Source organism: Kribbella alba (assembly GCF_039529635.1).
GTDB lineage: Bacteria > Actinomycetota > Actinomycetes > Propionibacteriales > Kribbellaceae > Kribbella > Kribbella alba.
In genome coordinates this window covers 62867-75738 of record NZ_BAAANE010000017.1, presented here as the reverse complement: position 1 = coordinate 75738, position 12872 = coordinate 62867, and the positions used below count along the sequence as shown (strand labels likewise).

Here is a 12872-nt window from a genome sequence, read left to right as displayed (position 1 = left end):
GTCAGATCCCGTAGATCGTGGTGTCGTCGTCGGCGTCCTTGGCGAGCCGTTTGGACAGGTACAGCGCCTCCAGAGCGAGCTCGACTGCCGCCGCGATCCGGCCCGGCGAATCGTCGGGGTCGACGCCTGCTCGCGCTGCCACGTCGTGCAGCACGGGAAGCTCGGGGAGAGCCGCGAGCACGTCGCGTCCCGGGATTCGCTCACCCGTCGTCACAAGGTGGCCGTTGGCAACGGCTTCGGCCAGCGGGCTGAGGTCGAGTCCGGCGAACCGCTCGCGCGCGGTGTCCGCGACGGACCGGCGCAGGAGGTACTCGAGAAGCTCGGTCTCGCGTCCCTCTTCTCCCGGCTCGAACTCGAGCTTGCCCCGCAGTACAGCCGGAACAGCTTCGAGGTCGACCGGCCTGGCGACCGCCGGGTCCTCACCAGTGATCGCGCTTCTGCGCAATGCCGCGGCGGCAACCGTCTCGGCAGCGGCGACCGCGAACCGGGCGGAAACACCCGATCGCTGGTCGATCGCGGTCGACTCCCGCAGATGCCGCACGAACCGCGCGAGCACCTCCAGCAGCGGCTCCCCCACCTCGGCCGTGAGGTGGCTCTCCTGCCGTACCACGTCGACCTCGGCGTCGATGTCCAGCGGGTAGTGCGTCCGCACCTCCGCGCCGAACCGGTCCTTCAGCGGGGTGATGATGCGGCCGCGGTTCGTGTAGTCCTCCGGGTTGGCCGTTGCCACCAGCAACACGTCCAGCGGCAGCCGCAGCGTGTAGCCGCGGACCTGGATGTCGCGCTCCTCCATCACGTTCAGCAGCGCGACCTGGATCCGCTCGGCCAGGTCCGGCAACTCGTTGATGGCGACGATCCCGCGATGCGCCCGCGGAACCAGCCCGAAGTGGATCGTCTCCGGATCCCCCAGGCTCCTCCCCTCGGCCACCTTCACCGGGTCGACATCACCGATCAGGTCCCCGACGGACGTGTCGGGCGTCGCGAGCTTCTCGGCGTACCGGAGGCTGCGGTGCAACCACGCAACCGGCAGGTCGTCACCGAGCTCGGCGGCCCGGCGCTTCGACTCCGGCGTGATCGGCTCCAGCGGATGCTCGGGAAGCTCCGCGCCTTCGATCACGGGCGTCCACTCGTCCAGCAACCCGATCAACGTGCGCAGCAGGCGGGTCTTGCCCTGCCCACGCTCACCGAGCAGTACTACGTCGTGCCCCGCAAGCAGAGCACGCTCCAACTGAGGAATAACAGTGCGGGAGAACCCGACGATGCCGGGCCAGGGGTCACGACCGGCGCGCAACTCCTTCAGCAAGTTGTCGCGGATCTCGGCCTTGATCGTACGAGGAAGGTATCCGGCGGCCCGAAGCTCGCCAGCCTTACGAGGAAGCTCAACAGGTGCACTAGTCACCCTGAAGACGTTAGCTCGCCTCCCCCAAGCTCCACCCGCCCTATCTCAATCCCCGACCCACCCGTACGCCGGCACCGAACCAGGCCCCACGCCGCCGACCATGCGCCTCCTGATCTCCGCCGAACTCACCCACCGCCAGCCCCTCCGACCCCCGTCCCCCTCCCGCCGCACCCGGCCGGCGCCGGAGCGACTTCCCGGACCGACACCCCGGATCGGGGCACTACCCGGCCCGACCCGCCGGGGTGGGGGGCCCGGCTCGATCCGCCGGGGTGGGGCACTATCCGGCTCGACCCCCCCGGTGCCGGCGCGACTTCCCGGACCGACCAGCCGCTTCCCTGTCGACTTCCCGGACCGACCCGCCGCGGTCGGGGCACTACCCGGCTCGACCCGCCGAAATCATGCCGGCGATTCGGCGGGTCGGGCCGGGTAGTGAGGTATGCCCGGCGGGTCGAGGAGGGTAGTCGAGTCGCGGCCGGCGGGTCGGGCCGGGTAGTGAGGTATGCCCGGCGGGTCGGGGAGGGTAGTCGGATCGTGGCCGGCGGGTCGAACCGGGAAGTCGCAACCCGGCCGGCTCCACCGCGACACCCCGGCTCGATCCGCCGGGGTGGGGCACTATCCGGCTCGACCCGCCGGTGCCGGCGCGACTTCCCGGACCGACCCGCCGCGGTCGGGGCACTACCCGGCTCGACCCGCCGAAATCATGCCGGCGATTCGGCGGGTCGGGCCGGGTAGTGAGGTATGGCCGGCGGGTCGGGGAGGGTAGTCGGATCGTGGCCCGCGCGACTTCCCGGACCGACCCGCCGGTTCGCTGTCGACTTCCCGGACCGACCCGCCGCGGTCGAGGCACTACCCGGCTCGACCCGCCGAAATCATGCCGGCGATTCGGCGGGTCGGGCCGGGTAGTGAGGTTTGCCCGGCGGGTCGGGGAGGGTAGTCGAGTCGCGGCCGGCGGGTCGGGCCGGGTAGTGAGGTATGGCCGGCGGGTCGGGGAGGGTAGTCGAGTGGTGGCCGGCGGGTCGGGTAGGGAGGCGGGGGCGGCGGGCGGGCCGGTGGTGAGGTAAGCCGGCGGGTCGGGTCTCAACAACCAGAACGACTGACACACACCCCGCGGCAGGCGTCGCTCCTCCGCCCCGGAGCGACGCCTGCCGCACGTCCATGCACTGCCCGTACTACGAGCCGCAACTGGACGCTGTCGTCGGCAACGGTGTGAAAACGCCCCGTACTGCGGGTTGCCGCCGACGGTGCTCGACGACGCGAGGTGGAACGTCGTCAAGGTCTGGCCATGGAACAGGTGCTGCCGGATCAGCTGAGTGCGGTGCGGAGGGTGCTGACGGCGAGGCTGATCGCGGCTTCGGCGGCGTGGGTGTCGCGGAGCGCGTCGAGCATCACGAAGTCGTGGACGATGCCGCCGAACCGGACCGCTGTGACAGCCACCCCGGCCTCGCGGAGCTTCGCCGCGTAGGCCTCGCCCTCGTCGCGCAGTACGTCCGCTTCACCGGTGATCACGAGCGCGGTCGGCAGGCCGGACAGCTGGTCGAGGCTCGCACGCAGCGGCGACGCGGTGATCTGGTTCCGCTCGCCCTCGTCGGCCGTGTACTGGTCCCAGAACCACTTCATACCTTCACGCTGCAGGAAGTAGCCGGTGGCGAACTCGTGGTACGACGCGGTGTCGAACGACGCGTCGGTCACCGGGTAGAAGAGCACCTGCTGGCGGAACGTCACGTCACCGCGCTCCTTCGCGAGCAGGGTCACCGCGGCGGCCATGTTGCCACCGACCGAGTCACCCGCGATCGCCAGCCGACCGGCATCCAGGCCGTTGTCCTTGCCCGAAGCAACGATCCACTGGGCAACGGCGTAGTTCTGCTCGAGCGCGTGCGGGTACCGCGCCTCCGGAGACAGGTCGTATTCCGGGAAGACCACCGCGGCGCCGGCTCCTACAGAGAGCTCGCGGACCAGGCGGTCATGCGTGTGCGCGTTGCCGAACACCCAGCCGGCGCCGTGGATGTACAGCACCACCGGCAGCGCGCCGGTACTTCCGGCCGGACGGACGATCCGCGCCTTGGTGCCGTCGGCGGCGGTGATCCACTCCTCGTCGACGGCGGGTTTCGGGTAGTCGGTGGTCTGCACCTCGTCGACCGCCTTACGCCCCTCGGCCGGCGGCAGCTGGAACAGGAACGGTGGGACGGCGGTCGCGTCGGCGAAGGCTTGTGCGGCGGGCTCCAGAACGGTCATCGAAATTCTCTCCTCTGCGGGTCCAAAGCGGAGAACGAACGTTCTCCGCCGATATCAGCTACTGTAGGAGAACGATGGTTCTCACGCAAGCCCGCCCATCGACCCGCAGTGGAGGAAGACCATGACGCTCGACACAGAGACCGCCCAGCGACAGGTGCTGGATGCGGCGGACGCGCTCTTCTACGAGCGCGGCGTCCAGGCGGTCGGGATGGACGCGATCCGGTCAGCCTCCGGCGTCTCGCTGAAGCGGCTCTACCAGCTGTTCCCCTCGAAGGACCGGCTGATCGAGGCCTACCTGGACCGGCGCGACCAGCTGTGGAAGTCGATGCTGGCCGAGCACGTTGACGCCGCGACAGATCCGAGAGAGCGCATTCTCGCGGTCTTCGAGTTTCTGCACACCTGGTTCCTGCAGCGCGACTATCGCGGCTGCGCCTTCATCAACTCGTTCGGCGAGCTCGGCACCGTCTCACCTCGGGTGGCCGAACTGGCGATGCAGCACAAGGAGGGCTTCCGCCAAGCCCTCGGCGAACTGGCGGCAGCAGCCGGCGCGCCGGATCCGGATCGCCTTGCGGACCACCTGATTCTCCTCAGCGAAGGCGCGATCACCCGCTCCGCGATCTCCGGTACGGCCGACCCTGCCACCCGCGCCCGAGAGGCCGCAGTACTGCTGCTGGACGCCAGCCTGCCGGCCTGACTTTGCTAGAGGTCAGCCGTCTTGCTTAGCGGCGCGGCGCGCCTGGGCCCGGCGTTTGCCTTCGTGCATGGCTTGAACGCGAGCGATCGGGATGGCGCGGCCCTCCTCGATCAGGGCGGCGCTCAGTGTCTGCGGAGCGGGGAGTTGCGTTGCCCACGGGTCAGCGTCTCCGAGAAGTCCCGGCGCGGTGTGCAGCGTGAAGTCGGAGGGCGAGACCTGGTCGAGGTCGTCCCAACCAACTGGGAACGACACCGGCGTGCCTGGTCGGATGCGGGGGCTGTACGCCGCGACAACGGTCGCTCCGCCGGCGCGGGTGGAGTCGACGAACACCTTGCCGCCGCGGTTCTCCCGGACGAACTCAGTGGTGGCCAGCGCCGGGTCGATCCGCTCGGCCCGGGCCGCGATCGCGCGCGTTGCCGCGGCCGCGTCCTCGATCGTGGCCTGATCGTCGATCGGCACGTAGACATGCACGCCCTTGGCCCCGCTGGTCTTGACCGCGCCGCTCAGCCCGACGTCAGTCAGCGCCTGCCGCACCAGGTGCGCGGCCTGCACAGCAAGGTCGAACGTCGCGCCCTCCGGCGGGTCGAGGTCCAGTACGAGCTGCGTAACGCGGTCCCACCGATCGACCCGGACCAGCGTCGGGTGATACTCGACCGCGCGCTGGTTCGCGAACCAGAGCAACGTACGCCGGTCGTTGCACAGCGCGTAGGAGACCTCGCGCTTCGACGCCTCGGCCCACAGCGACACCGTCTGCACCCAGTCCGGCGTGTACTTCGGGACGTTCTTCTGCATGAACGGCTGCTGCCCCGGACGCACCCGGATCACCGACAACGGCCGGTCCCGCAGTTCGCCCAGGATCCGCTCATGGACCGCGTCCAGATAGTCGACCAGATCGCGCTTGGTCGCCTCGGCACCATCGAACAGCGGCTGGTCGAGGTTGGTCAGCGGTACCCCGTCGCGCGTCTCGTCCGGTTTACTCGCCATGACAGGAGCTTAGGGGCGGATGCGTTCAGCCGCCGGAAACGCCGATCTCGGCCTCAGCCAGGTCGGTGCTCATGCCGTCGGTGTCGTCGAGCCAGCCGTGCGGGAGGACGACGTGGTCGCGCGGGCTCCCCTGCCGACCGCGAGGCGCACCGAGCTCGTGCACGGGGAACGGGGCCGAGGGGTCGAGCTGGGACAAGAGCTCGTCCAGCCTGGCCAGCGAATCGACCATACCGAGCGCGGCGCGGAGCTCGCCGCCGGCCGGGAAACCCTTGAGGTACCAAGGCACGTGCTTGCGGAAGTCGCGTAGGCCGCGCTGCTCCCCCATCAGGTCGGCCAGCAGCTCGCCGTGCCGCCGCATCACTTTGGCGACCTCGCCCAGCGTCGGCAGGTTCAGCGCCTCACCACCGGCGAACGCCACCGCCAGGTCGCGGAACAACCACGGCCGCCCGAGGCAGCCGCGTCCAACGATGACGCCGGCACAACCGGTCTCGGCGACCATCCGGAGCGCGTCGGACGCCTCCCAGATGTCGCCGTTGCCGAGCACCGGGATGCTCACGTGCTCGACCAGTTCGGCGATCTTTGCCCAGTCCGCCTGGCCCGAGTAGGCCTGCGCCGCGGTGCGTCCATGCAGCCCGATGGCCGCCACACCAGACTCGGCGGCGATCTTCCCTGCATCAAGGTAGGTCTGGTGCTCGCTGTCGATCCCGATCCGCGTCTTCATCGTCACGGGTACGTCGTACGGCGCGGCTGCCTTCACCGCGGACCGCAGGATCGCGCCGAGCAGATTCCGCTTCCAGGGAAGGGCCGCGCCGCCGCCCTTGCGAGTCACCTTCGGCACCGGACAGCCGAAGTTGAGGTCGATGTGCGCCACGCCGTACTGGTCGCAGAGCAGCTCGACCGCGCGACCGATGTAGACCGGGTCGACGCCGTACAGCTGGACCGAGCGGACCGTCTCTCGCTCGTCGAACGTCAGCATGTCCAGGCTCTTCTGGTCGCCCTCGACGATCCCGCGCGACGTGATCATCTCGCACACGTACAGTCCGGCGCCCTGCTCCGCACACAACCGCCGGTACGCCGCGTTGGTGATCCCCGCCATCGGCGCGAGCACCACCGGCGTATCGATCGTCAGGTTGCCCAGCTTCAGCATGTGACCGGGCTGGTGCGGTGGGGTCAGCATCAGTTAAGCCTTCGTGACCAGGACCTGGCCGTTGCCGGAGATCCGCGCGCGGTAGGGCTGCACTGCGTTGTCGACGGTGGTGACGTCGCACGAGATGCCCTGCGAGGTGTGCTTGACCACGGCCACCTCGTCCATCGTGCAGGTGACCTTCGCGGCGCCGGTGACGGTGCGCTGCACCGCGTCGACCACCTTCGGCCGAACGATGGCGACCGACTCCGAGGTGAACTTGTACGTCGCGGAGTACTGCTTCGCGTCGATCGTCAGTTTGCCCGGGTACGACTTACCCGCATACGTCACGGTGCACGTCAGGCTGTGCTGCCCGGGCTTCTCCGCGCTCTCGATGCCGGGGCAGTTCACCGTCGTGGTGGCAGCCTTGCCCGCGGCGATCTGGGCCTGCTTGGAGACGGCGAACCGGATCCGCTGAGCCAACGGCGCGTCCGACTCGGGCGCGCCCTTGACCGAAGGCGTCGGCCACGGCTTGGTGGGAGTCGGCAGCGGGGTCAGGCTTGGCGTGGAAGCAGTGGGGATCGGCGCCGAGGACGGCGCGGACGTCGTCCCCGACGAGGTCGGCGAACCACCCGCGTTGTCGGCAGGAGTGTCCGAACACCCTGCCAGCGCAAGCACGCCGAGCAGCGCGATCCCGTGGAGCTTCATCGTCAGCAGCCCACCAGACGCTGGGCCAGGTAGCCGGTCACCTCGGTCAGCGCGACCCGCTCCTGCTTCATCGAGTCCCGCTCGCGGATCGTCACGGCCTGGTCGTCGAGGGTGTCGAAGTCGACGGTGATGCAGTACGGCGTGCCGATCTCGTCCTGGCGGCGGTAGCGGCGGCCGATCGCGCCCGCGTCGTCGAAGTCGACGTTCCAGCTCTTGCGCAGCTCGGCGGCCAGGTCCTTGGCCTTCGGGGACAGGTCGGCGTTGCGGGACAGCGGAAGCACCGCCGCCTTGACCGGGGCCAGCCGGGGGTCGAAGCGCAGTACGGTCCGCTTGTCCACGCCACCCTTGGCGTTCGGGGCCTCGTCCTCGGTGTAGGCGTCGAGCAGGAACGCGAGCACGTTGCGGGTCAGGCCGGCCGCCGGCTCGATCACGTACGGCGTCCAGCGCTCGCCCTTCTCCTGGTCGAAGTAGGACAGGTCGACCCCGGAGTGCTTGGAGTGGGTGGACAGGTCGAAGTCGGTCCTGTTCGCGATGCCCTCGAGCTCGTCGAACTCCTTGCCACCGAAGTGGAACTTGTACTCGATGTCGACGGTGCGCTTCGAGTAGTGGCTGAGCTTGTCCTTCGGGTGCTCGTAGAAGCGCATGTTGTCCGGGTTCAGGCCGAGGTCGAGGTACCAGTTCCAGCGGGTCTTCAGCCAGTACTCGTGCCACTCCTCGTCGGAGCCGGGCGCGACGAAGAACTCCATCTCCATCTGCTCGAACTCGCGGGTCCGGAAGATGAAGTTGCCCGGGGTGATCTCGTTGCGGAAGCTCTTGCCGACCTGGGCGATGCCGAACGGGGGCTTCTTCCGGGCGGTGCCCATCACGTTCGCGAAGTTGATGAAGATGCCCTGCGCGGTCTCGGGCCGCAGGTAGTGCAGGCCCTCCTCGGACTCGACCGGGCCGAGGTAGGTCTTCAGCAGGCCGTTGAACATCCGCGGTTCGGTGAAGGTGCCTTTGTTGCCGCAGTTCGGGCAGGCGATCTCGTCCAGCTTGACCTCGTCGGCGTCCCGGTTCTTCCGGCGCGCGAAGTCTTCCCGCAGGTGGTCGTCACGGAACCGCTTGTGGCAGGACTGGCACTCGGTCAGCGGGTCGACGAACTCCGACAGGTGGCCGGACGCCTCCCACACCTTGGTCGGCAGGATCACCGACGAGTCCAGCCCGACGATGTCGTCACGGCTCGTCACCATCGAGCGCCACCACTGGGTCCGCACGTTGTTCTTCAGCTCGACGCCGAGCGGTCCGTAGTCCCAGGCCGACTTGGTCCCACCGTAGATCTCGCCGCATGGGTAAACGAAGCCTCTCCGCTTACTGAGGCTGACGACGGCATCGACGGTATCCACGGGCACTTTTCGACTCCAGTAAATGACACAGTTGGTGGTACGGGAAGGGTCCAGGCTATCGGGCCGGGGTGGCCCGCGTCGCATCCGCGCAGACGATGGGTTACGGGTGCGTTATCGCAGCGGCGCGAAGTCGTGCAGGTCGTCGTAGGCGGTCGGCTCGTCGATCGCCTCGGACAGCAGCGGCACCGCCGCCACCTTCACTTCGTACGGCGAAAGCGCCCGCCGGTAGCTGCCGATGTTCTCCCACTCCATCGAGAGCGCGAGCAGCTCCGGATCGTCCGCATTCCGCCCGGTCCTGGCCGCGACGAAGCCCTTCTGCCGCGACAGCACCTCGACAGCGGTCTCCAGCCGTACGACGAACTCCGGCTGGGCGGCTTCCTCGACCCTGAACCTGATCACCACGAACACGCGGGCAAGCGTACGACGTTACCCTCAGCGACCTGCAGGCGCCTACAGTGACGCCGACCTCAACCAGGAACCTGGAACACTGTGGTCATGAGTTCCCCCAGCAGCCAGCCGACGAGTCCGCTCCGGGCCAGGATCACCAAGGCCAGCTACCCGATCGTGGCCCGGCTGCACACCATGCCGAAGCTGACTCTCCCCGGCATCACCCTCGTGCTGGCGCTGCTCGGCGTCTTCGCCCCGGCCGTCGCGGGTGTCCCCGCCCTCATCCTGCTGGCGCTGCTGCTGGCCTGGCTCGGCTTCCTCTCCTGGCCGCTGGTCAGCACCGGCCAGCGCGCCGTTCGCGTCTTCTCGGTCCTGGTGATCATCCTTTTCGCGGTGTCGAGGATCGCGAACGGCTGACCCTCACCGCCCGACGCGTCCACCGGTGCCGGTCGAGGTCGACCTGGAGTCGCCGACCGAGGCAAGGTCCGGCGTGGACGGGTGACGGCGGGCCAGCGGTCCGGCCTCCATGGCGGTGACCACGTTGCGGGTGACCACCTGAGCGAAGGTGACCGTCGCGCGGTCGATGCCGTGCTTGGGATCAACCCCGCGTAGCGCACGCAGCCAGTCCATCGAACCGGTGGCGAACACGCCCGCTCCCGACCGCGCCGTGTAGTAGGTGGCGTCGGAGAAGGTGTTCCGGCCCGGACCGCAGGTGGCCGGTGAATGCGCCAGCACCTCGAGGTTCCCCGGCGTACCGGCGATCGGGTAGGCCCTGTCGATCTCCGTCCCCACCAGCCCCCGGTAGGACGAACCCTTTCTTGCTCCCGTCCCGGCGAACAAGAAGGAGTCCGGTCGCCGTACGACGAACGATCCCGCCGCCGGGAAGCACTCGTACAGCATGCCGGTGAGACTGTTCTCCGGATTCGCGGACGGGAGGCTGCGCCACTTCACGGTGGTGTCGGGCCGGTTCTTCAGCGGATCAGTCACGGCGGACTTGTAACCAGCCAGTACTCGCCCCGCGCCCAGCTGTCCCGGCTCGAATCGGACCCGCCAATACACCGCGTTCGCCCCCAGGAAGGCGATGTTGGTGCCGGCATCCCGGGCCTTGGTCACCGCGGCACGCATACCTGTCGACCAGTACTCGTCGTGGCCGGGTGAGATGACTCCGCGCGCACCGGCGAGCGCCCCGGGATCCGTGTCCAGGTCCCGGCTGGTCAGGTAGGCCAACGGCACGCCGGTCCGCTCCGCGAGGACGATCAGCGCGTGCTCGGACTTGAACAGCAGATGCGCGCCGTCGCCGTCGTACGGCCGGTCGAAACTCACCCGGGAGGACCGGGTCGCGAAGGACTTGTCCGGGCCGCTGTACAGCGAGTATCCACCCCACTGGTTGTAGGCCTGATAGGTCGCGACGGCGTTGACGATGACGACGGCGCCCCCGGTGGACTGCGACCTGATGGTCATTGGCACGTACTTCTGCTTGCCGTTCGCGGCCGTCAGCAACAACAGGTAGGTCCCCGGCGGCCATCCCGTCGTGGGGACGGTGAGGGATGGCTGCCAATGAGTCGTGACCATCCGGCCGGGCGCCAGCGTCGCGGCCGGCTGCGGTCGGCCGGGAACCGTCCCTGAAGTCCAGACCAACCGTCCCTGTTTGCCGCCGTACCAGCCGATCCTGAAGGCACGCACGGTGAAATCGCCATCGCTCGACGACACGAACAGCCGGAAGGACTCGCCAGAACGGGCACTGACTCGATCGGCGTAGCCGGCAAGGTCCGTCGGACCCGCCAGTCGGCTGTTGGGGAGTTCCCACGCGGTAGTCCCGGGCTTCGCGTTCTCCGCTCTGATGTCGGCCATTCGCGACCGGCCCGGCACGGTCGGCGTCTGCGGTTGCGCGGTCGGTCGGCCAGGCCCGGCGTTGGTACCGCCGGACTGGCATCCTGTGCACAAGAACGCCGGTGCCAGTAGCGAAACCACTAACCGAGTGAACAGCTGCTTCCGTCCTCGATGCCACGAAGTCGCCACTCGCGCAGCGTAAGGGCCGCACCCGGAGGCAGGCGAATGCCACTCAGCCGTTGCTAAGGGTCGCGAGTTGCTTGAGCTGGGCGGCTCGGCTGGTCTCGATCGACGCGGCCAACTTCTTCACAGCTGGTTCCTTGCCGGCGGTGGCGATACTGCGGGCGACGACGATCGACTGGTCCAGGTGTTCCTTGAGGTTCTGCTCGAAGAGCCGGTCGAAGGCGGCGCCGCGGGTCTTGCTGAGGGCAACGATCTCCGGCTCGGTCATCATCCCGGGCATGTCGTGCCCCTCGTGCGGGTTCGTGGTCGGCGCACCGGCCTCGGTCCGCAGCGCGACCAGCTGGGCGAGCTCGGCGCGATGACCTGCGCTGACCTGCGCGGCCAGCTTCCGTACTGCGGGATCGGCCGCCTGCCTGGTCGCCAACCCGAGCACGCGGAGAAGTTGTTCGTCCATCGGAACCATCAGCTCGACCCACGCCAGGTCGGTGGGGTTGAACGCCTGCTCAGCGGTCGGCACCGGAGTACTGGCAGGTAGTTCCGAGGCTGCGGAGGACGCACCGCAGCCGGCGAGCAGTCCGGTGATCAGGCCAACCACCGCGAGAGTTCTCATGACTCCTCCAACACAACAGCGGCCGGGCGGGCCCTGGGACGGGGGACCCGCCCGGCAGTTTGGGTGGGGGCGGCGGGACCTACGGGTGACCGTCGGCCCCGCATTTGATGATCGGGCGGATGCAGTCGTTGACGCGGCGCTCCATCTCGGCCGGTGGCCAGGCGTTGAAGAAGTCACCGTGCATGGTGAACCCGCCACCCGACGCCAGCCGGAATCCGGCCGTCGAGCCGTTCACCGGGTAGCGCAGGACCTGCCGGAGCTTCGGCACCGGCACCGGGTGACTGGCCGGGCAGTCGCCGTTGACGGGGTACGCCATGTGGCTCTTGTGGTCCGGCGAGTCCAGGTCGCGGCCGTTCCAGCACTGCGGGAAATCCAGGTAGGACTCGAGCATGGTGCCGGCCGGACAGGTGATGAAGTCGTGCCCGGCCCCGGCATCACCGGCGTGCAGGCAGGACCAGCGGGAGATCGTGTTGTCGTTCGGGCCGGTCGCCTTCGCGTTGCCCGCTACGATCCGGAGCCCGTACGGCAGCGGCTGGATCCGCGCGATCACGTCGTCGCGGACCCCCTCGCCCAGGTAGTAGAACGTCGTGCCGGTCGGCTCGACCGGCTGGTTGTTGTTGTAGAAGGTCGGCACCCAGTACGACGACCTGTCCTCGGCCGGGTTGCACGTCGTCGGCGAGGTCGCCAGGTCCTGCACGGTGGTGTTCGCGTTCGTCACGGTCGCACCGAAGAAGCTGTGCATATGCGAGGCGCCCGGCAGGTTCGGGAACACGATCGGGTCGTCCGGCAGCCGGTGGGTGTACGCGCAGTCGGCGAGGAACTCCGCGACGCGGACGATCGGCCCACTGGCCGTCCCGCCGTACACCTGGAACTCGAACAGCGACGCACCCCACTGGGTGGCGCGTTGGGTGACCAGGATCCGCACGTAACGGCCGCTGCCGTTGACGGTCAGGTTCTGCTCTCCCCCGGTGCCGTTGGTGGTCGTCTGGATGGTGGTCCAGTCCGTGCCGTTGCCGGACGTCTGGAGCTGGAAGCCGCGCGCGTACGCCGCCTCCCAGCGCAACAGCACCCGGTTGATCGTCTGCGACGAGCCGAGGTCGAGCTGCAACCACTGGTTGTCGGCGAAGCTGCTCGCCCAGCGAGTCCCGTTGTCACCGTCGACGGCGGCCGAGGCCGGGAAGGCCGCGCTCTCCACCGACGACGCCAGCGCCGGACGGCCTTGTGACAAAAGGGTTTCGGCCGCTTCTGCCGGCTCGCTGCTGGAGACCAGGTAGGCACCGAGAAGGGCAAGCAGGGTGAAGAAGAACGTACTGAATCTGACGGCTCTCATGAGACCTCCT

Annotated in this window: 12 protein-coding genes; 2 read left to right on the top strand and 10 right to left on the bottom strand. The window is 68.7% G+C overall.

The genetic code is table 11. The features are described 5' to 3' along the window. Position 1: 1 nt before the first annotated feature. Both ABD210_RS32055 and ABD210_RS32050 read right to left on the bottom strand, forming a co-directional pair. Positions 2 to 1399 carry an ATP-binding protein gene (locus ABD210_RS32055; protein ID WP_344116771.1) on the bottom strand — a complete coding sequence of 466 codons (1398 nt, stop codon included), beginning with the start codon at positions 1397 to 1399 and terminating at the stop codon, positions 2 to 4. A 1302-nt stretch (positions 1400 to 2701) separates the two neighbouring features. Beyond that, a complete protein-coding gene (locus ABD210_RS32050) occupies positions 2702 to 3631 on the bottom strand; it encodes an alpha/beta hydrolase (RefSeq protein ID WP_344116769.1) in 930 nt (309 codons plus the stop codon). 121 nt (positions 3632 to 3752) lie between these two features. On the opposite strand from ABD210_RS32050, the gene ABD210_RS32045 reads away from it, so the two are divergent. Then, positions 3753 to 4325 carry a TetR/AcrR family transcriptional regulator gene (locus ABD210_RS32045; RefSeq protein WP_344116767.1) on the top strand — a complete coding sequence of 191 codons (573 nt, stop codon included), beginning with the start codon at positions 3753 to 3755 and terminating at the stop codon, positions 4323 to 4325. Between the two features lie 12 nt (positions 4326 to 4337). On the opposite strand, the gene ligD is transcribed toward ABD210_RS32045, so the two are convergent. The 5 genes from ligD to ABD210_RS32020 all read right to left on the bottom strand — a co-directional run bounded on the left by ligD (position 4338) and on the right by ABD210_RS32020 (position 8930). Beyond that, the gene (gene ligD / locus ABD210_RS32040; protein WP_344116765.1) at positions 4338 to 5309 is read right to left on the bottom strand and encodes a non-homologous end-joining DNA ligase; all 972 of its coding nucleotides are present in this window, start codon (positions 5307 to 5309) and stop codon (positions 4338 to 4340) included. A 25-nt stretch (positions 5310 to 5334) separates the two neighbouring features. Further along, entirely contained in the window at positions 5335 to 6486 is a 1152-nt protein-coding gene (dusB, locus tag ABD210_RS32035; RefSeq protein WP_344116764.1) for a tRNA dihydrouridine synthase DusB, read from the bottom strand. A gap of 3 nt (positions 6487 to 6489) precedes the next feature. After that, positions 6490 to 7140 (bottom strand): hypothetical protein, encoded by a 651-nt coding sequence (locus ABD210_RS32030; RefSeq protein ID WP_344116763.1) that lies wholly within the window; start codon positions 7138 to 7140, stop codon positions 6490 to 6492. Between the two features lie 2 nt (positions 7141 to 7142). Next, positions 7143 to 8528, bottom strand: coding sequence for a glycine--tRNA ligase (locus tag ABD210_RS32025; protein ID WP_344116762.1), 1386 nt, complete (start codon positions 8526 to 8528; stop codon positions 7143 to 7145). A gap of 105 nt (positions 8529 to 8633) precedes the next feature. Next, entirely contained in the window at positions 8634 to 8930 is a 297-nt protein-coding gene (locus ABD210_RS32020) for an antibiotic biosynthesis monooxygenase family protein (protein ID WP_344116761.1), read from the bottom strand. A gap of 87 nt (positions 8931 to 9017) precedes the next feature. Between ABD210_RS32020 and ABD210_RS32015 the strand changes: the two genes are divergently transcribed. After that, the gene (locus ABD210_RS32015) at positions 9018 to 9326 is read left to right on the top strand and encodes a DUF6703 family protein (RefSeq protein WP_344116759.1); all 309 of its coding nucleotides are present in this window, start codon (positions 9018 to 9020) and stop codon (positions 9324 to 9326) included. Between the two features lie 3 nt (positions 9327 to 9329). On the opposite strand, the gene ABD210_RS32010 is transcribed toward ABD210_RS32015, so the two are convergent. The 3 genes from ABD210_RS32010 to ABD210_RS32000 form a co-directional block, all read right to left on the bottom strand. Then, positions 9330 to 10760, bottom strand: a complete 1431-nt coding sequence (locus ABD210_RS32010; RefSeq protein ID WP_344116758.1) for a N,N-dimethylformamidase beta subunit family domain-containing protein — start codon at positions 10758 to 10760, stop codon at positions 9330 to 9332. Between the two features lie 211 nt (positions 10761 to 10971). Beyond that, complete coding sequence (locus ABD210_RS32005; RefSeq protein ID WP_344116756.1) at positions 10972 to 11532, bottom strand: DUF305 domain-containing protein; 561 nt, start codon at positions 11530 to 11532, stop codon at positions 10972 to 10974. A gap of 79 nt (positions 11533 to 11611) precedes the next feature. Further along, on the bottom strand, positions 11612 to 12862 hold the full coding sequence (locus tag ABD210_RS32000) for a DUF1996 domain-containing protein (RefSeq protein ID WP_344116754.1): 1251 nt from the start codon (positions 12860 to 12862) through the stop codon (positions 11612 to 11614). Positions 12863 to 12872 lie beyond the last annotated feature (10 nt).